Raw genomic sequence first — 20,059 nt, 5'->3', positions numbered from 1 at the left:
GGCAGCAATCCTGCCACCTCAGCTGCGCGGAGCTATCGCCTGCTCGGTGATCATGCCGAGGACGGGCCCCAGCGTTTGGGCGTAGGCGATGGTGATGTGGTTGTCGTCGCGGAACACCAGATCCCTGCCGACGATCACCGGGCACACCGCCTCGGTGCAGAACAACGCCGACAGGTCGGCGTACTGCCCGCCGCCGGCCTGTACGGCGGCCCGTTCGGCCGCAATCCCGTTGGTGCTCATCGCGACCGGCCGCGCCGGGGTGCAGGCGCGGGTGTCGGTCAGGTGGGCGGACAGGCAGACCGGCACGGCGGAGTGTGGGTCGGGCACCGGACCCAGCACCAGTACCCGGGCGCCGGTGGTTGATCGCAGCTGGATGACCAGGGCCTTGAGGCTGTCCAGCCACCCCCGGTCATAGGTGGTGAACCCGAAATCAGCGCCGTAGCGCCGCGCCATGCTGACCACGATCAGCTTGGGTCGCTCGGCGCGCAGGCGGTCGAAGACCTGCGCGCGCCAGGTCCGGCACTCGGTGTATTCCCGCCCCAAGTAGGGGCTGGTGATTTCCGCGCCCTGGATCGGGCAGGTGATTTTCGCCATTGTTTCCAGGCGCCAATGCTGTTGGCGGGCCGTGCCTTCCAGGGCGGGTTGCCACATGGCGGCATGCGAGTCGCCGACCAGTGCCACCGTTGTCGGCGCCGCCGGATCCCCGGACGCGCATTCCGGCACGCCGGTCTCGAGCCAGGAGCGTACGCACCCGTTGACGAACACCGACGGCTTGTCGACGGCCGCGGCGTCCAGCGGGGGAGTGAGGTTGGAGGGGACGTCGTGCCGCTGCGCGGAGGCGGCCACCGCGGCGGCGATCCCGGTGATCGCATCGGCCAACGGATCCGAACCGCGGGCCTCGACCACCGCGGCCGGGGCCGGGTTGCCGTGCCCCACCGAGGCAGGAACGAACACCGGCAGCACCAGGGCCGCCGCGACCGTCGCGGCGGTGACCGCGCTACCCAGGGCCAGGCTGCGGCCGGCGGAGCGGCGCAGCGGGATCGAGCGGCGCACCGGAAGCTCGACATAGCGCAGGGTCAGCACGGCCAACGCGAATGATGCCGACACCGCCACCAGCCGCCCGATCACACCGAGCTCGCGACCGGCCAGGAGCGGCACAAAGATCAGCACCGGCCAGTGCCACAGATACCACGAGTAGGACAACCTGCCCAGTCCCCGCATCCACGGCAGTGACAGCCACCGGCCCGCCCCACCGAGCGGTGTCGCGCACCCCGCGCCGATCACAAGAGCGGTCCCCAGCACCGGCAGCAACGCCGCCGTGCCCGGGTAGGGCGTCTGCTCGTCGAGCTGCAGGCAGGTCGCGGCGATCAGCACCAGCCCCCCGATGCCCGACACCGCGGCAGGCCTGGGCCCCAGCCGCCGCCACAACGGCGCCGACAATGCCACCAAGCCGCCGGCGGCCAGTTCCCAGGCCCGCGACGGCAGCGAGAAGAACGCCCACGGCGGCGACGTCTGGGTCCACACCAAGGCCAGCGTGAACGACAACACGGCGACCAGCAGCAGCGCCGCCGCGAAGTACGGCACTGCCGAGCGGCGAGCCCTCCTCCGCACCAGCCACGCCGCCCCGAGGATCACCGCCGGCCACAGCAGGTAGAACTGCTCCTCGACGCCGAGTGACCAGTAGTGCTGGAACGGCGAGGGCAACGAGTCGGCAAGGTAGTCGGTGCCGTGCATGGCGAACCGGTAGTTACCGACGTAGAGCGCGCTGGCCAGCGCATCACCCAACACGGAGCGGGCTTGAACCGGCGGCAGCAGCACCGCCGCCGCGGCAGCGGTGACCACCGCCACCGTGCCGGCCGCGGGCAGCAGGCGGCGGGCTCGCGCACCGTAGAAGCGGGCCAGGTTCACCCGGCCGGTCGTCGACACCTCGGAGATCAGCAGCCGGGTGATCAGGAAGCCGGAGATGACGAAGAAGACGTCCACCCCGACGAATCCGCCGCCGATGCCCAGGCGGGCGTGGAAGGCGACGACTGCGACGACGGCGACCGCGCGCAGGCCTTCGATGTCCGGGCGGAAGTCGGTTCGCGACCTCCGGTGGGCCAGCGGCAAGAGCTCGTTTCTTTCGTGGTGGGCAGAAACTCGACACCCATTGTTGACGTCCCGGGAGCCGCCGCGGTGTTGCCACGCCCGCGCGGCGCGCGAATATTCGCCGGTTGCGTTTCAATCATCCAATGCCGACCATCGACTCAGAGCCCTTCCCGCTGGACTTCGATGTCACGAGCACCGCGCTGGTCATCATCGACATGCAGCGCGATTTCGTCCTGCCGGGCGGGTTCGGCGAGGCGCTGGGCAACGACACCTCGCTGTTGCTGGCCGCCGTGGAGCCGATCGAGCGGGTGCTGACGAGGGCCCGCGAGATCGGGATGCTGGTGATCCACACCCGCGAAGGGCACCGCCCCGACCTGACCGACTGCCCACCGGCGAAGCTGCACCGCGGCGGCAAGACCTTCATTGGCGAACCCGGCCCGATGGGTCGCATCCTGGTCCGCGGCGAGCAGGGCCACGACATCATCGAGCAGCTGTATCCCATTGACGGCGAACCGGTGATCGACAAACCCGGCAAGGGCAGCTTCCACGCCACCGACCTCGCCCAGATCCTGTCCGACCGCGGCATCAAGACCCTGGTGGTGTGTGGGGTGACCACCGAGGTCTGTGTGCACACCACGGTGCGCGAGGCCAACGACCGCGGCTACGAATGCGTGGTCCTGTCCGACGGCGTGGCCTCCTACTTCCCGGAGTTCCAGCGGGTGGCGCTGGAGATGATCAAGGCCCAGGGCGGCATCTTCGGCTGGGTCTCCGACGCCGACCGTTTCCTGGCCGCGACGTCCTGACCGATGAGCACGGGCTCGCGCTGTTACCCCAACCTCTACAAGGACTCGGTGTCCTTGATGACGGTGTCGGCCCAGGTGACCTCGGTGCCGGGCATCGAGGCCGCCTCGGTGGTGATGGCCTCGGCCACCAATGTCGACAACCTGGCCCAGGCCGGTCTGGGCACCTTCGAGGTCCGTCCCAACGACCTGCTCGTCGCCGTCGCCGGCAGCGAGCAGGCCTGCGACGAGGCCCTGGCACTGGCCGACAAGCTGCTCTCGGCCGCACCCGCCGACGGCGGGGAGCAGACCGGTGCCGCCGCTCCGACCACCAGCATCCAGATGGCCGTCGCCAAAGACCCGGCGCTGAACCTCGCCCTGATCTCAGTACCTGGCGACTATGCCGCCGCCGAGGCGATGAAGGCGCTGCGGCTGGGCCTTGACGTCGTGGTGTTCAGCGACAATGTCAGTCCCGCAGCGGAATTGGCGCTCAAGGAGTATGCCCGTGACGCCGACCTGATGGTGATGGGCCCGGACTGCGGCACCTCGATCGTCAACGGCATACCGCTGGGTTTCGCCAACGTCGTGCGCCGCGGCCCGATCGGCGTGGTCGGGGCATCCGGCACCGGCACCCAGGAGGTGACCGTCCGGATCCACCAGAACGGATCCGGGGTGTCGCAGGCACTGGGAACCGGGGGCCACGACCTGGCCGACGCCATCGGCGGCATCTCGATGCTGCACGGGCTGGCTGCCCTCGACGGTGATCCGGCGACGAAGGTCATTGTGCTGGTGTCCAAGCCGCCGTCGGAGGCGGTGGCCGCGAAAGTGCTGGCCGCCGCTGGGGCCAGCGTCAAGCCGGTGGTGGTCATCTTCCTCGGTGCCGACCCGGCGTCGATCACCGGTGACGGCGTGTACGGCGCCGCCTACCTGGCCCAGGCCGCCGATATGGCCGCCGCACTCGCCCGCGGGGAACAGCCCAGTGCCGCCGAGATCACCATCGCCGACGACATGCGGCGCACCCTGGGCGATCTCGCGCGCGCGATGGCGCCGAGTCAACGCTACGTCCGGGGCATCTTCTCGGGCGGGACATTCTGCTACGAGGCGCAGCTGGTGCACCGCTCCCACGGCATCCCCGCCCACTCGAACACCCCGGTGCGCGGCAACACCGCGCTGCCCGACATCAGGACCAGCCTGGAGAACACCATCGTCGACATGGGTGACGACGAATTCACTCAGGGCAGACCGCATCCCATGATCGACCCGTCGGGCAAGGACGCCCGCATCCGCGACGAGGCGGCCGACCCGGCCACCGCCGTGGTGTTGTTCGACGTTGTGCTGGGCTACGGCTCGGCCGCCGACCCGGCGGCCGGCCTGATCTCGGTCATCGCGGAGTCCACCGCCACGGCCCGGGCCGACGGCCGGACGGTGGCTTTCATCGGTTACGTGTGCGGCACCGACCTGGATCCGCAGGACCGCGCCGGCGTTGTCGCCGGCCTGCAGGCGGCCGGAGTCCTGGTCGCGTCGAGCAACGCCGAGGCCGCGGTCTGGTCGGCCGCTGTGATCGCCGAACGCAGCGGAGGCGGGCAGTGAAGAAGCTCTTCGATCAAGATCTCAAGGTCGTCAACGTCGGCTTGCAGGGATTCGCCGCCAACATCACCGCTGCCGGCGGGCAAGTCACCAACCTCACCTGGGCGCCGCCCGCCGGAGCCGATGCGGCCCTGGGCTGGACGCTGGCCACCCTGGTCGGCGACCCACGCATCGAGGCGGCCAACCGAACCGCCTACGACCGCTATCTCGCTGCCCAGCCGCGGCTGGTCGACCTGGTGCGGGCCGGCGAGGCGATGCCAGGGCTGGGACCGGGGGAGCGACGAATCCTGCACTCCGGCCCGCCGATCGCCTGGCCCGACATGTGCGGACCGCAGCGCGGCGCCATCGCCGGCGCCATCCTCTACGAGGGGTGGGCCGAGGATCTCGATGCCGCCGAGAGGCTCGTCGACAGTGGTTTCGTGGCACTGGAACCCTGCCACGAGCACGGTGCGGTCGGCCCGATGGCGGGCATAATCAGCCCGTCGATGCCGGTCTGGGTGGTGGAGAACACCGCCGCCGGCAACCGGGCGTTCTGCAATCTCAACGAAGGGCTGGGCAAGGTGCTGAGGTTCGGCGCCAACTCACCCGAGGTGCTGGACCGGCTGCGGTGGCTGGGCAGCGACTTTTTCGCCACCATGCAGGCCGCGGTGCGCGGGCTGGCCGACCCGGACCTCAAACCGCTTATGGCGCAAGCACTTCACATGGGCGACGAACTGCACAACCGCAACGCCGCCGCCTCGGCGCTGCTGTTCAAGCGGCTCACGCTGTCGTTGCTGGAGTGCGGGGTGCCGTCGGCCGCGGTACACCGGGCGCTGGAGTTCGTCGCCGGCAATGACCACTTCTTCCTCAACATCTCGATGGCGGCGTGCAAGTCGATGACCGACGCTGCCGCCGGTGTGCCGGGCAGCAGCATGGTCACGGTGATGGCCCGAAACGGCGTCAACTTCGGCATCAAGCTCAGCGGAACCGGCGACCGGTGGTTCCAGGCCCCAGCCAATCCCGTTGACGGTCTGTACTTCCCGGGTTACACCGTCGACGACGCGGCCGCCGACCTCGGCGACTCGGCGATCACCGAGACCAGCGGGCTCGGTGGTTTCGCCATGGCGGCGTCACCGGCCATCGTCCAATTCGTTGGTGGCACACCGGCTGACGCGACCGCCAACAGCCGCCGGATGCTGTCGATCACGCTGGGCGCCAACCCGGCCTTCACGCTGCCCCCGCTGAACTTCGGCGGCACTCCCGCCGGCATCGACGCGCGCCTCGTGGTCGACTCCGGGGTACTGCCCATCATCAACACCGGAATCGCCCACCGCAAGGCCGGTGTCGGACAGATCGGGGCCGGCATCACCACCGCGCCCATGGAGTGTTTCACCGACGCGCTGGCTGCACTGGCGCCTGGCCTGGAAGCCGAAAAATGAGCATCGCGATCGTCGCATTCGGCGGCAACGCCCTGGTCACCGACGCCGACCACGACTCCATCCCGCAGCAGTACGACACCGTCAGTGCCACGGTTCCGCCGTTGATCGACATGGTGGAGCAGGGCTGGAAACTCGTTGTCTCCCATGGCAACGGGCCGCAGGTGGGGTTCATCCTGCGCCGCTCCGAACTAGCCAAGGACGAGGTCGATCCGGTACCGGTCGACTATGCCGTGGCCGACACCCAGGGTGCGATCGGCTACATGTTCGTCAAGGCGCTGCACAACGAACTGGCCCGGCGCGGACTGACCCGCCCTGTGGTGGCGGTAGTCACCCACTCGGTGGTCGGCCTCGACGATCCGGCGTTTGCCAACCCGACCAAACCCGTCGGCGTCTTCCTCGACAAGGACAGGGCCGAGGCGATGGCGGCAGCCTTGGGCTGGACCATCGCCGAGGATGCCGGTCGCGGGTGGCGCCGCACTGTGGCATCGCCGCGGCCGACGAGGATCCTGGAAACCGATGTGATCCGCCGGTTGCTCGACGACGGCGCGATCGTCGTCGCCGTCGGCGGCGGCGGAATCCCAGTGGCCGTCTCGGCCGAGGGCACTGTCTCCGGGGTGGAAGCCGTGGTGGACAAGGACATTGCTTCGGGGCTGCTGGCCCATGAATTGGGCGCCGGCCTGTTGATGATCCCGACCGGGGTGCCCCGGGTCGCCGTCGGCTTCGGCACCCCCGACGAGAAGTGGCTCGACACCATCACCGTCGAGCAGGCGCGCGACTACATCGAGGCCGGCCAGTTCGGCAAGGGCTCAATGGAACCCAAGGTCCAGGCCGTCGCCGACTTCGTGGCCAGCACCCCCGGCGGGGTCGGCGTGATCGGCGCCGCCGAGGAGATCCCGGCCATTCTCGCCGGCACCTCCGGGACTCGGATCGTCGGCGACACCACCGCAGTGCCGGTCGCCGACAATGACGGTGGTGCGGTGTTGTTGGCGGTCAACGGCACCCTGATGCGTGGCTTGAAGCTGTCACCGAACATGGCCGCGGCCGGGGCCACCTTCGTCCGCGAGGCCGTCACCGAACCGGTGTATCGGCTGTGGACGATCAACGACCAGCACCCCGCGATGATCCGGGTGACCGACGGGTCCGGCGTGGGCGTCGCCGTCGAGGTCTGGTCAGTTCCGGCGGCGGGACTGGCCGGCATCCTGCTCAGCGAGCCGCCGGGGCTCTCGATCGGCAAGGTTCGGCTCGACGACGGGTCGACGGTGCTCGGGGTGATCGGTGAGCCTGCACTCGTCGAGGGTCAGCACGAGATCAGCCGGTACGGGGGCTGGCGGGCCTACACGGCGGCCGAAGGCGTCTCCTGACCCGCCCGCTCTAGTCAGCATCGGCTGCTCCCCGTACCATCCGTCACACTTGTATCGGCCACGACCCGAGGGCTTACGCATGGGTGAACGAGAGTTCGCCATATCGTCGGCGGTGCTGCGCGCGACCGGCTATCAGTGTGCCATCCGGGTCTTTATCGGCGTCGCGTGCATCGGCCTGGGACTGCTCAGTGCCGTGGAGCAGTTTCACACCGTGCAGCCACTGGGGCCGCAGGGTTGGGGACCGCGGGCCGTTCATCTGGTGCTGCTGGTGTCGGCGATCGTGATCGGCGGCCGGTGGCTGCTGCGCCCGTGGCCGGGGTACCGGCTCGCGATCGCGTTCGTGGTGTGGGGTGATGTCGCGCTGGCGGTGTCGGCTGCGGTGCTTACCGCGCCCCAGGCGCGGTTGTCGGGCACGGTCTACATGTGCCTGCTCGGGGTGTTCGCCGCGGTGCTGCTGGGCTATCGGGTGCTCGCTGTCCATTGCGCGTATGCGACCGCGACGATTCTGGTGTTCACCTGGGCGGGTGTGCGCTATGACGGTGCCAGCCTGTCGGAGCTGTCGCTGTACTTCCTGCCGGCGCTGACAACGGTTGTTGTGATGCCGGCGGTCGCCGCCGTGGCCATCGAGGGCACTCGCCGTGGTTTGAGCGCCACGGCCGACGCGGCCAATCGCGACCCCCTGACCGGGCTGCTGAACCGGCGCGGCCTCTTCGTCGAAACCGAAGCGACCGTGGCCCGGTGCGCGCCGGGTGCGGTGTTGGTGGTGGTGGTCATCGACCTCGACGGGTTCAAGCAACTCAACGACGACCACGGGCACGGCACCGGGGATGCCACCCTGCAGGTGGTGGCCCGACAGCTTGCGGCGACCGTGCGCACCGGCGACATCGCTGCGCGAGTTGGGGGCGACGAATTCGTGCTTATCGCCGGGATTCCCGCCGACACCGAACTCGACCGGTTCGTCGACCGGCTGCGCGGCCTGAAGCTGCGCGATGCGCGTGGGTCGCGGTTGCGGGCGAGCGTGGGCGTCACCTGGGAGCGGGTCGAGGCCGCCGAGCTGGATCTGGAACCGATCCTGCACCGTGCCGACGCCGCGATGTACCGCGCCAAGCGGGTGGGCGGCACCGCCGTCGTGGTGGAGCCCCCGCACGTCGGGGGAGAGCAGTCCACGGTGTGACCGCGGGCTATCGCGGGTATAGCTGCGCGACAGTCGATTCGAGCTCGTAGCCGAACAGCAGCGCCGCATCGACGGGCATGTGGGTGAACTGCCCGACCAGTTCCAGGCTGATCAGACCGTGGATGCGGGTCCATACCCGCACGGCGATCAGCAGGGCGCGTGCAGACACATCGGGATGGTCGGTCTGTGCGAGCGCCTGGAACTGCGTCTCGAGATCGGCGGGGACGGGGGGATTGGGCGAGGCGTCGGGCAGTTCGGCGGCGATGACGGCGAAGACCCGCAACGCGCGATTGGCCGCGTCGAGTGTGTCCATCGGCGCCCGATATCCCGGCACCGGGGTGCCGAACAGCAGAAGATAGCGTTGCGGCTCCCGCAGCGCCCACCCGCGGACCGCCGCCGCGACGCTGAGCACGCGATCTGCGGGTGGTTGCCCGGCAGCCTTCTGCGCGGCGTGTTCGGCGGTGTGGGCCAGCTCGGCATATCCGTCCCGGATCAGCGCGGTCAACAGCGCGTCCCGGCTGGCGAAGTACCGGTACAGGGCCGGACCGGTCATCCCCATCTCCTTGGCGATGGCCACCATCGAGATACCGGCCGTGCCCGATTCGGCGAGCTGCCGTGTCGCGATCAGCTTGATCTCGGTGGTCGCCTCCTGCCGTAGGCGCTCCCGCCGGTTCACCGTCGGATGTGACATCGATCTCCCTCGTCGTGCTGTGACTCCACGGTACGGTAGTTATAGACCATTACGTTGTTTGATCTCATTACAAGGAGGCCGCATGACCGAGACGGTTGTGGTGTTCGGTGCCGGCAGCGGCCTGGGCGCCGAGATCGCCCGCCAGTACGTCGAGCAGGGGCGCCCGGTACGCGGGGTGACCCGCTCCGGCAAGGGCATTCCCGACCACGTCGACAACCACCGGGCTGACCTGCTCGACCGGGATGCGGCGATCGCGTCGTGCCGGGGCGCCTCGGTCATTCACCTCGCCGCCAATGTCCCGTACCCGGACTGGGTCGCGATGTTTCCCGTCATGGTCGACAACGCCATCGCGGCCGCCGCGGCGACCGGTGCGAAGCTGGTGTTCAGCGACAACCTGTACGCCTACGGGCCCGTCGACGGGCCATTCGATGAGCAGACCCCCGAGCGGCCGGTCGGGCCGAAAGAGAAACTGCGCTCGCAGCTCGGCCGGACCCTGCTCGATGCGCATGCGCGCGGTGTTGCGCGGGTGACCATCGGACGAATCAGTGACTACTACGGCCCCGACGCCCGGATGTCGCTGCCCGACGAGCTCATCCTGGAACCCCTGGCGCGTGGCAGAAATCCGATCTGGTTTGCGCCACTGGACATGCCGCACACGTTCGCCTACTCGATAGACACCGCCCGGTCGTTGATCGTTCTGGGCGACGACGAGCGCGCCGATGGCCGGGTCTTCCACACACCGGCGGCCGAGACGCTGACAGTCGCGGAGTTCAGCACGCTCGCCGGTGCGGTCGCCGGACGGGTTCGCCGGCCAATCCGCCTGCCTGCGGCGACGATTCGGCTGATGGCCCTCTTCGACCGCAGGCTCAGGGGCTACGACGAACTCGACCATCAACGGACCCAGCCGTGGATCGTCGACCACTCCGCCTTTGACCGCACCTTCGGACCGTTGCCCGTGACCAGCCACGAGGAAGCCATCGCCCACACCATCGCGTGGTATCGGACAGCGGGACGCGATGCGCGCGTACAAAATCGCTGAGCTGAGCGGGTCCGACGGGCCGCGCCGGCCCTCGATATCAGCTGTGCGGCAACGCAATATCGTGGTGCATGCGTTCCCGCTTGGTGCGCAGGTACCGCACGTTGTGCGGGGTTTGCGCGGTGGGCAGCGCCACCCGGCCGGTGATGGTGATTCCGTACCCGGCGAGCCCGCCGTACTTGGCGGGGTTGTTCGTGATCAGCCGCAGGCGGTGGACACCCAGGTCACCCAGGATCTGCGCGCCGACACCGTAACTGCGGGAGTCCACGGGCAGCCCTTGAGCGGTGTTGGCGTCAACGGTGTCCAACCCTTGCTCCTGCAGGGCATAAGCACGGATCTTGTGTCCCAACCCGATGCCCCGGCCCTCGTGGCCGCGTAGATAGACCAGGGCCCCGACACCTTCCCGGGAGATCGCCTGCAGGGCCTGCTCGAGTTGAGCGCCGCAATCGCAGCGCAACGAGCTCACGATGTCGCCGGTCAGGCATTCAGAGTGCACGCGAACCAGCGCACCCGCGGCCGTCTGCCCCGCGGCGACGACGTCGCCCATCACCATGGCCAGGTGCTCGGTGCCGTCGAGGACACTGCGATAAGCCATGGCCCGGAAATCGCCGAATTCGGTTGGCATGTGCGCAGTTCCGACCAGTTCCACGAGGCGTTCGGTGGCACGGCGGTGGCGGATGAGGTCGGCGATAGCGACGACGGGCAGATGATAGGTGGCCGCGAATCGCGACAGTGAGTCGCCGCGGCGCATCGAACCGTCGTCGTCGACGACTTCGGCGATCACCGCCACTCCGGACAGGCCAGCCATTGTTGTGAGATCGACGGCGGCTTCGGTGTGTCCGGCGCGCCGCAGCACGCCCCCGGCGCGGGCCCGCAACGGAAAGACGTGCCCGGGGCGGCGCAGTTCGCCCGGCGCGGTGCGCGGATCGGCCAGGGATCGCAGGGTCCGGGCGCGGTCATCGGCCGACACTCCGGTCCCGGTCGATGTGTGGTCCACGGTGACGGTGAACGCGGTGCCGTGCGAGTCGGTGTTGTGGTGGACCATCGGCGGCAGGTGCAGGGCGTCGGCGCGTTGTTCGCTCATCGGTGCACAGACGATGCCGGTGGTGTGGCGGACGAGAAACGCGACCTGGTCGGGGCTGATTAGCTCGGCCGCGCATACGAGGTCACCCTCGTTCTCCCGATCGACGTCGTCGACCACCAGGATCAGTCGACCGTCACCGAGGGCCGTGACCGCCTGTTGCACCAATTGAGTGGCCTTCTGCCCGTTCATGTTGCGCCTCCCGTTGGCGTGTCTCGTCGCCGCATCACACCGCGGTCGCCCCACCGTCGACGTAGAGCGCACTCGCTGTGACGAAGGAGGATTCGTCGCTGGCCAGGAAGAGGGCTGCGGCCGCGACCTCGTTCGGACGACCCAGGCGCTGGGTCAGATGCTGGGCCTTCATGCCGTCCAGGACGGCGGTCTTGTGCTCGTCGGGCAACGACGAGACGAAGCTCTGCGGCATCGCCGTGTCGATCAGTCCGGGAACCAGGGCGTTGACCCGGATCCCGGGTGCCAGGTCGACGGCTGCGGCGCGGGACAGCAAGATGACGCCGGCCTTGGCGGCCCCGTAGAGGGCCATGTTCGCAATCGCGACGACGCCGCCACCCGAGGAGGTGTTCACGATCGACCCGCCCGGGTTGGTCATCCTGGGCGCGAAGGCCCGGATCATCAAAAAGGCCGACTTGGAGTTGATGTCATGGATTCGGTCCCAGTCCTCGACCGACGACTCCAGGATGTGCTTGCCGAGGATGGCTCCGGCGTTGTTGTAGACGATGTCGACGTGGCGATCGGCGGCGATCTCGGCGGCCAGGGCGTTGACTTCGTCCTCGACGGAAACGTCGACCGTGCGGAACCGGAAATCGTATCCTTCGCTGCGCAATTCAGCTTCCAGATCGCCACCGGCCGCACCGTCGATGTCGACGCCGACCACGGCCGCCCCTTCGACACAGAACATGCGGCAGGCCGCGCGTCCCACCCCGCCGGCCGCGCCGGTGATCACCGCGTACTTGTTGTCCAGGCGCCCCATGGTCAGGCGCGCAATCCGGCCTGGCGGAGCAGCGGCAGGATGGATTCGTCGAATTGGCGCAACCCCTCGGCGTAGTCGAGGAAGCCCAACGTCATTCCCGACACACCCGCTTTCGCCATCGCGATGAACTGGTCGGCGATCTGCTCGGGAGTTCCCACGAACGGCACTCCGCCATAGCCGGTGATGAAGCGATCCTCGGCGGCCTTGGCGATGAGGTGATCAAACGAGCCGCTCTGAATGCCGAGGACCTGCATGAGGTTTCGGACGGCCTGGCGATCGCCGCCGTCGATGATCGACTGCAGAATCCGCTGCGCCTCCTTTTCGGTATCCGCGCACACGACGTAAGCGCCGGAGAACACCAGAGGCTGGCGCCCGTACTCCTCGTAGGAGTGGTTCTTGAAGTTCGTGATCGAGGCGGCGGCGCTGTCGGCATCGTCGACGGCGATGAAACTGATGTCGGCGTTGCGGGCGGCGAAGTCGCTGCCTGCCGGCGAGGCGCCGGCGTTCATGATGACTGGATGCGGCGATTGCACCGGCTTGGGCCAGGATTCGGCGTTGTTGACGGTGTAGTAGTCCCCGGCAAAGGAGAACGGTTCACGCTCGGCCCAGAGTCGCTTGACGATCTGGACCCATTCCTCGCCGACCTGGTAGCGCTCGTCGTGCTCGCGCAGTGCGGAGCCGAACATCTCCATCTCCGGCGTGAACCAGCCCATCACCAGGTTCAGTCCGAACCGCCCGTTGGAGATGTGGTCGACCGTCACGGCCTGCTTGGCGGCGACGATCGGATGCACGACGGGGACGTGGGTGGTGGCGAATACCATGATGCGCTCGGTCGCCTGCGCCATGCCCGCCGCCCAGGTGTAGGTCTCGAAGCTCTCGCCGTTGAAATTCGTGGTGCCGCCGAACCCTTTCCACCTGCCGAGGGGGATGAGCATGTCGAGTCCCATGTCGTCGGCTTGTCGGGCCAGCCCGACGGTGTGGTCCCAGCTCACTTCGTAGGAGGTCGGGGCGTCGCTGATGCTCACGCCATAGCTGACGTTGGTCGCGAAGGTCCCGAGTTTGAGGGTGTTCTTGTCGTCGTAGAGCGCGAGGTGCGAACGCGCACTGTCGAGTTCATCGGTGCTGAGGACAGGCATGGTAAGGATCTCCTTGGTTCGTTGCAGGCAGTCGAATGGTCAGTGGGCGAAGCCACACGCGGTGAGCGCGGCTTGCGCGACGGTCATGTCCTGGCTGTAGTGACCTCCGCTGATCCCGATCGATCCGACCAGTTGGCCGTCGGAGTAGATCGGGTAGCCGCCGCCATAGGTGACCAGTCGCGGGGTATGCACGATGCCGATCTTGAGCGGCTCGTCGTTGCTGATGATGTCGTGCCATTGATGGGTGGGCAGTCCGAACGCGGCGGCGGTGTAGGACTTGTTCTGTGCGATCTCGATACTCAGTACGGACGCGCCGTCCATGCGCAGGAATCCCGCGAGGTTTGCGCCCGCGTCATGGACGGCCACCGATATCGTCAGCCCCTGGTCCCGGGCGGCCGACACCGCCGCCTCGATCAGTGACTGGGCCCCGGTGCTTGTCAGGGTATGGACTACGCGAGTGGCGGGTACGGACGCGTTCGACATAGGGATGTTCTCCGGTTCGGTATGGAATTCTGCGGTGACGGGACGGGCTTCAGCTGCGGTGATCGATGGGTGCCGGTGCGTCGCTGAGGTGGCCGACGTATCCGAGTCGCTGCGAGATGGACATGCCCGCGGTGGCGACAAGTGGGCCGAATTCGGCCGCGGCAGCGGCCGTGAGGCGGAATGTCGGGCCCCCGACAGCGATGGCGGCGGTGATCTCTCCGGTCGAATCGAGGATGGGTGCGGCAAGTGAGCTCAGGCCCGCCTCGCGCTCCTCGGAGGTGTAGGACCAACCGTCGCGGCGGACGGTTTCCAGTGAACGGCGAAGCTCGGCGGCATCCGTCGTGGTGGCGTCGGTGTAGCGGGTCAGTCCGGCGTCGAGGGCTGAGCGCAGCGCGTCGGGATCGAACGCCATGAATGTCTTGCCCGCCGCACCCGCGTGCAACGGCATCACCTGGCCGACATATCCGTTGTAGACGATCGACCGATCCGACAGTGCCGCGGCGACCGCCACCCGGACCGCGCCCTGGCGGACGTAGATTCCGGTGGTTTCCCCGGTCAGGTCGCGGATGTGGTCGATGACAGGGCCGGCGGCCACGATGAGATCGGATGCCGCCTTCGCCGGAGCCGACCACACCAGGACCCGCAGTCCGAGCCGGTAGTGGTTTCCCTCGCGTTCGAGCAAGCGTTGTGAGACAAGGCTTTTGACGATCCGTCCCACGGTGGTGGGGGGCAAGCCGGTGAGGTCGCGAAGGTCACCCACCTGCAAGCGTGGCCGTTCCTTGGAAAAGCAGTCAAGGACGAGACACACCCGCTCGATCACGCGTACAGAGCCCTCGTCGACCATCGCTACCTCCTGAGATATCCGCTAGATGGAAGGCAAATCCGTAGAATGGTGTGACCGTAGTCACCGGGATTTGCCGTTGTCAAGCCCGGAATCACGGCTTTCCGCCACCTCGTTGATGTCTTGACAGGGCGGGAGCAGCGGTTCTAGCGTCTCCACTGTGTGGATATTAAAACCATCTAGTGGGGTCTACGGGATGCGCCAGCTGTCTCAAGCCAATCTGGGGTCACGGTGACCGCGGCCCTCCTGCGGGAGTTGATCCAGGGCCCGGACCTTGTGGTCGCACCGGGCGTGTACGACGGAGTCTCCGCCGCGCTGCTTGAGCAATCGGCGTTTCCGGTCGCCTACATGTCCGGCGCCGCGGTCTCGGCGTCGGCCGTCGGGCTGCCGGATATCGGCCTGGCCACCATGACGGAGATGGCCGCGCAGGCCGCGGTCATCACCCGCCGCCTGACCAAACCGCTGATCGCCGATGGTGACACCGGGTTCGGCGACACGACGAACGTCTACCGCACGGTGCAGGAGTACGAACGCATCGGCGTCGCCGCGATCCAACTCGAGGATCAGGTATTTCCGAAGCGGTGTGGTCACCTCGACGACAAAACCGTGATCGACGTCGACGAGTTCACCGCCAAGATCCGTGCCGCGGTCGAGGCCAGGACCGACATGCTCGTCATCGCCCGGACCGACGCGCGTGCGGTCGCCGGGATGGACGAAGCACTGCGTCGCGCGTCGCTGTACGCCGCAGCGGGCGCCGACGTCATCTTCGTCGAAGCGCCCCAGTCGGTCGACGAGATAGCCCGCATTCCACGAGAAGTCGATGCACCCACCCTGTTCAACCTGGTTCCGCGGGGAAAGACGCCGTTGGTGACGCTCGACCAGCTGCAGGAGTTCGGCTATGCCATCGCCATCGCGCCGGGAACCGGTATCGGCGGGGCGGTCCGCGGGATCCAGGATGCGCTGTCGGCGCTGAGCCGGGGCGACACCACCCAGGAAGGTATGTCCTCGCCGCGCGATCTGTTCACCGCGCTCGGTCTGCCCTTCTGGGAACGCATCCGCGCGATCTCCGCCGCCGGTGGTGATCTCGATGGGTAAGACCATCATCGAGAACATCCTTGCCGCCGCGTCCGGGGTCGATGACCCGGTGCCAGGTCAGATCGTGACCTGCGATGTCGATATGACCGTCATCATCGACGTGCAGTTCGCCCAGTTGCGGCTGGGCGACGTGATCGCCGTACACGACCGGGACAAGATCGCGATCGTCATGGACCATGCCGTGCCAGCGCCGACGGTCCGCGACGCCGTGCATGGCACCCGCGCGCGGGCATTCGCCCACGAACACGGGATCGAACGCTTCTACGATGTCGGACGCCACGGCATCGTCCACCAGGTCATCGATGAGCAGGGGCTGGCATTGCCGGGATCGGTGGTCGCCTGCACCGACTCGCATACCTGCGCCGCCGGAGTGATGAACTCCGCAGCCCGTGGGCTCGGCCCTGCCGAGATCCTGCAGATGCTCTGCACCGGGCGGACCTGGTTCCGGGTGCCGCCGACCATCCGGTACGAGCTGGTCGGCACGAAACCGTCGCACATCAACGGCAAGGACATATTCCTTGCCATCGCAGCCCAATTCGGCGACGCCACCGACCATGCCCTGGAATTCGCCGGGCCGGGACTGGCGAGCGTCCCGATGAGTGACCGGCGAACCATCGCCACACAGGGCGCCGAGGTGGGCGCCGACTTCACCGTCTTTCCCGCCGACGACGTATGCCTGCAACACCTGGCGCGCACCGCACCGGGCGCCAGCTTCACGCCGCGGCACCCCGACCCCGACGCGGAATACGCCGCGGTCCGCGTCATCGACCTGGACAGCATCGAGCCGATGGTCGCCCGTCCTGGGACCGTGATCCACAACGCCGTGCCGGTCACCGAGCTGACCGATGTCCACATCGATCAGGCGTTCATCGGCTCCTGTGCCAATGGACAACTCGCCGATCTGGCGGTGGCCGCCGAGGTACTGGCGGGCCGCCACGTGGCCGACGGGGTCCGCCTGATCGTCACACCGGCCTCGCAACAGGTGTACTTGGACGCGGTCAAACTCGGCTACGTAGCCACCCTGATTGAGGCCGGGGCCGTCGTCACCAACTCCACCTGCGGTGCCTGCTTCGGCTACCACATGGGGGTGTTGGCGCCCTCTGAAGTGTGTATCACCGCGAGCACCAGGAACTTTCGCGGACGGATGGGCAGCACCGAGGCATCCATCTATATGGCGTCGCCAGCCACCGTTGCGGCATCGGCGATCGCGGGCCGCATCAGCGCGGCCACGATGGCAGAGGTGGTGCGATGACACTCTCGATCGCGCGCGGCCGCGCCTGGGTCTTTGGCGATGAAGTCAACACCGACGACATGTATCCCGGCTTCGCCATGAAGCTGCCGCCGGCCCAGGCGGCCAGGCACATGTTCGACGCCACCCGACCGGACTGGCCGACGCTGGTCGAACCGGGCGACATCGTCGTGGCCGGACGCAACTTCGGACTCGGTTCCAGCCGTCCGGTCGCCGAGCTGTTCGCCGAACTCGGGGTCGGCGCCCTGATCGCCGAACAGTTCAACTCGCTGTTTCACCGCAATGTCCTCAACTATGGGTTGCCGGCGGTCACCATTCCCCACGCGCGGGCGATCATCACCGAGGGAGACCTCCTCGAGATCGACTTCCTGGCAGCCGAGTTGCGCAACCAGACCCAGCAATCCGTGCACTCCTTCGACCCGTTCCCGGCGTTCATCGTTGAGATGTTGTCCGCGGGCGGACTGATGAATCAGCTTGAGGCGGCGGGTTACCTGCGCACGCCGCTCACCTGAACCACAACGCGGTGGCCAGACCGTCGTCGCCCGATCGGGGGCCGTCGTCGGTTAACGTGATCCCATGACGGGAGGCCCGCTGGCGCAGTGGCTCATGGACTCCGATCCGGCGCTGCGCTGGCAAGTCGAGCGCGATCTGGTCGGAGCGCCGCCCGAGGTGTGGGAGGCGACCAGGGCGCGGGTTGCGACCGAGGGCTTCGGCGCTCGCTTGCTGGCTGTGCAGGACGGTGACGGCCAGTGGGCCGGCGGGTCGTTCTTCCCGGCGGACTTCGACTTCGAGGGCGCCGAGGCGTCCGAGGATGGTCAGCCGTGGACGGCGACGACGTGGACGCTGAACACGTTGCGCGAGTGGGGTGTTGACGGTTCGGTTCTGCGGGGCCGCCGCACGGCTGAGTTGCTCGCCGAGCACAGCCGCTGGGACTACGACGGCTCGCCGTACTGGTCGGGTGAGGTGGACTGCTGCATCAACGCCTGGACGGTGGCCAATGGTGTGTGGCTCGGTGCGGATGTGACGGTGATCGTCGACTGGTTTTTGGAACACCAGTTGCCCGACGGCGGATGGAACTGTGATTGGGTGGAGGGATCGCAGCGGTCGTCGTTTCATTCGACCCTGAACTCGCTCAAGGGCCTGCTCGCCTACGAGGAAGCCACCGGCGGCACCGTCGACATCCGCGCGGCGCGGCATCGCGGGCAGGAATACCTGCTCGAACGCCACCTCATTCGCCGTCTGTCGACGAATGAGCCGGTGGGACAATGGGTGTACGACTTCGCGTTCCCAATTCGCTGGTCCTACAGCGCACTCAATGCCTGCGAGTACTTCCGGTCGGTCGCGCTGCACGATGGCGCCGCGCCCGATCCCCGGATGGCTGCGGCGATCGACATCGTTCGTGGCGCCCGGCAGCCCGATGGAACCTGGCTGCAGACCGGTCGGCAACCCGGGCGGGTGTGGTTCGAGGTCGACGTTGCCGCCGGCGAGCCGTCGAAGTGGCTGACCCTGTACGGGACGCGAGTGCTCGACTGGTGGGACGCTGCGACCTAGGGGTGGCGGATGGAGCAGGGCCTTGCGGCCGATCACTGCTTTCGGTAGGCGTCGGCGCGGCTGAAGACACCATGGACCGTGACGCGTCGTTGCTCGCCGCCAATGCACTCTCCAACTCGACGAGCCTGCATCGCTGCAACCGTGGACAGGTTCGTACGTGCCACTTTTCGTGTCGCCGTGTATTCGACGGTCACCCGCGGGCCGACGGATGAGGGTCGCGCGAAGCGATAATAAGGATCCCTTTATTATCAGTTATGTATCTAAGTGATGATAATCTGGACGGGTGTCATCACATGGCGCTACAACCGCCGTCGAATACGAGACCCTGACATGGGGTATGCCGGCCGAGGCTGGATACGGGCGTCAGAATGTGCGCGCTGCGCTGCGGCAGTCCGGCGATTACCAGTCCGCAATTCCTGCAGAGGTCGCAAGTCTTGAGGTTTCCCTTCCCTCCCGCACCCTTGCCGATGCAGAGGAGGCCAGCCAGGAGATAGCCCGCTTCGACGCGGAACTTGGCGACGAGATTGCACCCTTCGCCTCCGTGCTGCTCCGGTCAGAATCGGCGGCCAGCTCCAAGATCGAGAATCTCACCGCCTCAGCGCGCGCCATCGCCGAAGCCGAGACTCTCGGAAGTTCCAGCCGCCGCAATGCCTCAGAGGTCGTCGCCAACACCGAGGCCATGCAAGCCGCCGTCGCACTAGCCGACCGCATCGACGGTGCCGCCATCCTTGCCATGCACGCTGCGCTAATGAGCGCCAGCAATCCGCACATCGCCGGCAAGTGGCGAACCGAGCAGGTGTGGATTGGTGGCGGCGACTTCGGCCCCCGTGGCGCAGACTTCATCGCACCGCAGCACAGTCGGGTCCCCGGCGCCATCGATGACCTGATCCGGTTCGCCGGGCGCGACGATATACCCGTTCTTCCCCTGATCGCTATCGCGCACGCGCAGTTCGAGACTATTCACCCGTTTCGGGACGGAAATGGCCGCACCGGCAGAGCGCTCATCCAGGCGATGTTGCGCAACAAGCGGCTGACTCGTCAGGTCACGGTCCCAGTCTCGGCGGGTCTGCTTACCGATACCGATTCATATTTCCAAGCGCTGACGGCATACCGTGAGGGTGACGCTGCCCCGATCGTCGAAAGGCTCTCTGCCGCATCGATCCTCGCAGTAGACAACGGCCGCCACCTCGTAAGTGACGTAAGAGCCACCAGGAAATTCTGGGCATCGAAGATTGCCGCTCGCCGAGATTCGGCCGCACACCGGATTGCCGACCTGCTCATCAAACGTCCTGTCATCAACGCAAAACTAGTGAGCCGTGAACTGAACATCCCGATGAGCAACGTCTACCGCTACCTGGACCCACTGATCAAGGCGGGGGTCATCGTCGAATTCACAGACCAGTCACGAAATCGCGCGTGGCGCGCACCTGAAGTGCTTGCTGCGCTTGACGGTTTCGCCGAACGCGTCGGGCGGCGAATCTGAGCTCAGTCTGAAGCCGAA

Annotated in this window: 18 protein-coding genes; 11 read left to right on the top strand and 7 right to left on the bottom strand. The window is 67.4% G+C overall.

Going from position 1 to position 20,059, the window contains the following annotated elements; genetic code table 11:
* Window positions 1–18 precede the first annotated feature (18 nt).
* The gene (locus tag ADBZ9K_RS08420; protein ID WP_526620837.1) at window positions 19–2,103 is read right to left on the bottom strand and encodes an acyltransferase family protein; all 2,085 of its coding nucleotides are present in this window, start codon (window positions 2,101–2,103) and stop codon (window positions 19–21) included.
* A gap of 128 nt (window positions 2,104–2,231) precedes the next feature.
* Between ADBZ9K_RS08420 and ADBZ9K_RS08415 the strand changes: the two genes are divergently transcribed.
* The 5 genes from ADBZ9K_RS08415 (at window position 2,232) to ADBZ9K_RS08395 (ending at window position 8,407) form a co-directional block, all read left to right on the top strand.
* Window positions 2,232–2,891, top strand: a complete 660-nt coding sequence (locus ADBZ9K_RS08415) for a cysteine hydrolase family protein (RefSeq protein ID WP_526619623.1) — start codon at window positions 2,232–2,234, stop codon at window positions 2,889–2,891.
* A 3-nt stretch (window positions 2,892–2,894) separates the two neighbouring features.
* On the top strand, window positions 2,895–4,457 hold the full coding sequence (gene fdrA / locus ADBZ9K_RS08410; protein WP_526619622.1) for an acyl-CoA synthetase FdrA: 1,563 nt from the start codon (window positions 2,895–2,897) through the stop codon (window positions 4,455–4,457).
* Complete coding sequence (locus tag ADBZ9K_RS08405) at window positions 4,454–5,872, top strand: oxamate carbamoyltransferase subunit AllG family protein (RefSeq protein ID WP_526619621.1); 1,419 nt, start codon at window positions 4,454–4,456, stop codon at window positions 5,870–5,872. The genes fdrA and ADBZ9K_RS08405 overlap by 4 nt, the downstream gene beginning before the upstream one ends.
* Window positions 5,869–7,233, top strand: a complete 1,365-nt coding sequence (locus ADBZ9K_RS08400; RefSeq protein ID WP_526619620.1) for a carbamate kinase — start codon at window positions 5,869–5,871, stop codon at window positions 7,231–7,233. The genes ADBZ9K_RS08405 and ADBZ9K_RS08400 overlap by 4 nt, the downstream gene beginning before the upstream one ends.
* Window positions 7,234–7,312: 79 nt before the next feature.
* Window positions 7,313–8,407, top strand: a complete 1,095-nt coding sequence (locus tag ADBZ9K_RS08395) for a GGDEF domain-containing protein (RefSeq protein ID WP_526619619.1) — start codon at window positions 7,313–7,315, stop codon at window positions 8,405–8,407.
* A 7-nt stretch (window positions 8,408–8,414) separates the two neighbouring features.
* Here ADBZ9K_RS08395 and ADBZ9K_RS08390 read toward each other — a convergent pair whose 3' ends face one another.
* On the bottom strand, window positions 8,415–9,098 hold the full coding sequence (locus ADBZ9K_RS08390; protein WP_526619618.1) for a TetR/AcrR family transcriptional regulator: 684 nt from the start codon (window positions 9,096–9,098) through the stop codon (window positions 8,415–8,417).
* A gap of 82 nt (window positions 9,099–9,180) precedes the next feature.
* On the opposite strand from ADBZ9K_RS08390, the gene ADBZ9K_RS08385 reads away from it, so the two are divergent.
* On the top strand, window positions 9,181–10,137 hold the full coding sequence (locus ADBZ9K_RS08385) for an NAD-dependent epimerase/dehydratase family protein (RefSeq protein ID WP_526619617.1): 957 nt from the start codon (window positions 9,181–9,183) through the stop codon (window positions 10,135–10,137).
* Between the two features lie 37 nt (window positions 10,138–10,174).
* Here the strand turns inward: ADBZ9K_RS08385 and ADBZ9K_RS08380 are convergent, their stop codons facing one another.
* From ADBZ9K_RS08380 to ADBZ9K_RS08360, 5 genes are read right to left on the bottom strand one after another with little or no spacing between them, the layout of a single operon-like run.
* Entirely contained in the window at window positions 10,175–11,407 is a 1,233-nt protein-coding gene (locus ADBZ9K_RS08380) for a bifunctional 3,4-dihydroxy-2-butanone-4-phosphate synthase/GTP cyclohydrolase II (protein ID WP_526619616.1), read from the bottom strand.
* 34 nt (window positions 11,408–11,441) lie between these two features.
* A complete protein-coding gene (locus tag ADBZ9K_RS08375; protein ID WP_526619615.1) occupies window positions 11,442–12,203 on the bottom strand; it encodes an SDR family NAD(P)-dependent oxidoreductase in 762 nt (253 codons plus the stop codon).
* Between the two features lie 2 nt (window positions 12,204–12,205).
* Window positions 12,206–13,339: an LLM class flavin-dependent oxidoreductase gene (locus ADBZ9K_RS08370; protein ID WP_526619614.1), complete on the bottom strand. Its 1,134-nt coding sequence runs from the start codon at window positions 13,337–13,339 to the stop codon at window positions 12,206–12,208.
* A 39-nt stretch (window positions 13,340–13,378) separates the two neighbouring features.
* Window positions 13,379–13,822: a heme-binding protein gene (locus tag ADBZ9K_RS08365; RefSeq protein WP_526619613.1), complete on the bottom strand. Its 444-nt coding sequence runs from the start codon at window positions 13,820–13,822 to the stop codon at window positions 13,379–13,381.
* 49 nt (window positions 13,823–13,871) lie between these two features.
* The gene (locus ADBZ9K_RS08360) at window positions 13,872–14,666 is read right to left on the bottom strand and encodes an IclR family transcriptional regulator (RefSeq protein ID WP_526619612.1); all 795 of its coding nucleotides are present in this window, start codon (window positions 14,664–14,666) and stop codon (window positions 13,872–13,874) included.
* Window positions 14,667–14,894: 228 nt separating this feature from the next.
* On the opposite strand from ADBZ9K_RS08360, the gene ADBZ9K_RS08355 reads away from it, so the two are divergent.
* The 5 genes from ADBZ9K_RS08355 to ADBZ9K_RS08335 all read left to right on the top strand — a co-directional run bounded on the left by ADBZ9K_RS08355 (window position 14,895) and on the right by ADBZ9K_RS08335 (window position 20,041).
* Complete coding sequence (locus tag ADBZ9K_RS08355; protein WP_526619611.1) at window positions 14,895–15,758, top strand: isocitrate lyase/PEP mutase family protein; 864 nt, start codon at window positions 14,895–14,897, stop codon at window positions 15,756–15,758.
* Window positions 15,751–17,010, top strand: a complete 1,260-nt coding sequence (locus ADBZ9K_RS08350; RefSeq protein ID WP_526619610.1) for a 3-isopropylmalate dehydratase large subunit — start codon at window positions 15,751–15,753, stop codon at window positions 17,008–17,010. Before ADBZ9K_RS08355 ends, ADBZ9K_RS08350 begins: the two co-directional genes overlap by 8 nt.
* Window positions 17,007–17,519, top strand: coding sequence for a LeuD/DmdB family oxidoreductase small subunit (locus ADBZ9K_RS08345; protein WP_526619609.1), 513 nt, complete (start codon window positions 17,007–17,009; stop codon window positions 17,517–17,519). The genes ADBZ9K_RS08350 and ADBZ9K_RS08345 overlap by 4 nt, the downstream gene beginning before the upstream one ends.
* A 64-nt stretch (window positions 17,520–17,583) precedes the next feature.
* Complete coding sequence (locus ADBZ9K_RS08340; RefSeq protein WP_526619608.1) at window positions 17,584–18,558, top strand: squalene cyclase; 975 nt, start codon at window positions 17,584–17,586, stop codon at window positions 18,556–18,558.
* A 337-nt stretch (window positions 18,559–18,895) separates the two neighbouring features.
* Entirely contained in the window at window positions 18,896–20,041 is a 1,146-nt protein-coding gene (locus tag ADBZ9K_RS08335; RefSeq protein WP_526620835.1) for a Fic family protein, read from the top strand.
* Window positions 20,042–20,059: the final 18 nt, after the last annotated feature.

This window comes from Mycobacterium sp., from assembly GCF_965229265.1.
Classification (GTDB): Bacteria; Actinomycetota; Actinomycetes; order Mycobacteriales; family Mycobacteriaceae; genus Mycobacterium.
Note: the sequence above shows the minus strand (reverse complement) of the source record. Positions and strands in the feature narration are given on the sequence as shown.

What these genes read in the sequence shown, in the direction of transcription:
- ADBZ9K_RS08415 (WP_526619623.1), top strand. Translation starts at nt 2,232, where the DNA reads ATGCCGACCATCGACTCAGAGCCCTTCCCGCTGGACTTCGATGTCACG.
- fdrA (WP_526619622.1), top strand. Translation starts at nt 2,895, where the DNA reads ATGAGCACGGGCTCGCGCTGTTACCCCAACCTCTACAAGGACTCGGTG.
- ADBZ9K_RS08400 (WP_526619620.1), top strand. Translation starts at nt 5,869, where the DNA reads ATGAGCATCGCGATCGTCGCATTCGGCGGCAACGCCCTGGTCACCGAC.
- ADBZ9K_RS08395 (WP_526619619.1), top strand. Translation starts at nt 7,313, where the DNA reads ATGGGTGAACGAGAGTTCGCCATATCGTCGGCGGTGCTGCGCGCGACC.
- ADBZ9K_RS08390 (WP_526619618.1), bottom strand. Translation starts at nt 9,098, where the DNA reads ATGTCACATCCGACGGTGAACCGGCGGGAGCGCCTACGGCAGGAGGCG.
- ADBZ9K_RS08385 (WP_526619617.1), top strand. Translation starts at nt 9,181, where the DNA reads ATGACCGAGACGGTTGTGGTGTTCGGTGCCGGCAGCGGCCTGGGCGCC.
- ADBZ9K_RS08380 (WP_526619616.1), bottom strand. Translation starts at nt 11,407, where the DNA reads ATGAACGGGCAGAAGGCCACTCAATTGGTGCAACAGGCGGTCACGGCC.
- ADBZ9K_RS08375 (WP_526619615.1), bottom strand. Translation starts at nt 12,203, where the DNA reads ATGGGGCGCCTGGACAACAAGTACGCGGTGATCACCGGCGCGGCCGGC.
- ADBZ9K_RS08370 (WP_526619614.1), bottom strand. Translation starts at nt 13,339, where the DNA reads ATGCCTGTCCTCAGCACCGATGAACTCGACAGTGCGCGTTCGCACCTC.
- ADBZ9K_RS08365 (WP_526619613.1), bottom strand. Translation starts at nt 13,822, where the DNA reads ATGTCGAACGCGTCCGTACCCGCCACTCGCGTAGTCCATACCCTGACA.
- ADBZ9K_RS08360 (WP_526619612.1), bottom strand. Translation starts at nt 14,666, where the DNA reads ATGGTCGACGAGGGCTCTGTACGCGTGATCGAGCGGGTGTGTCTCGTC.
- ADBZ9K_RS08350 (WP_526619610.1), top strand. Translation starts at nt 15,751, where the DNA reads ATGGGTAAGACCATCATCGAGAACATCCTTGCCGCCGCGTCCGGGGTC.
- ADBZ9K_RS08345 (WP_526619609.1), top strand. Translation starts at nt 17,007, where the DNA reads ATGACACTCTCGATCGCGCGCGGCCGCGCCTGGGTCTTTGGCGATGAA.
- ADBZ9K_RS08340 (WP_526619608.1), top strand. Translation starts at nt 17,584, where the DNA reads ATGACGGGAGGCCCGCTGGCGCAGTGGCTCATGGACTCCGATCCGGCG.
- ADBZ9K_RS08335 (WP_526620835.1), top strand. Translation starts at nt 18,896, where the DNA reads ATGCCGGCCGAGGCTGGATACGGGCGTCAGAATGTGCGCGCTGCGCTG.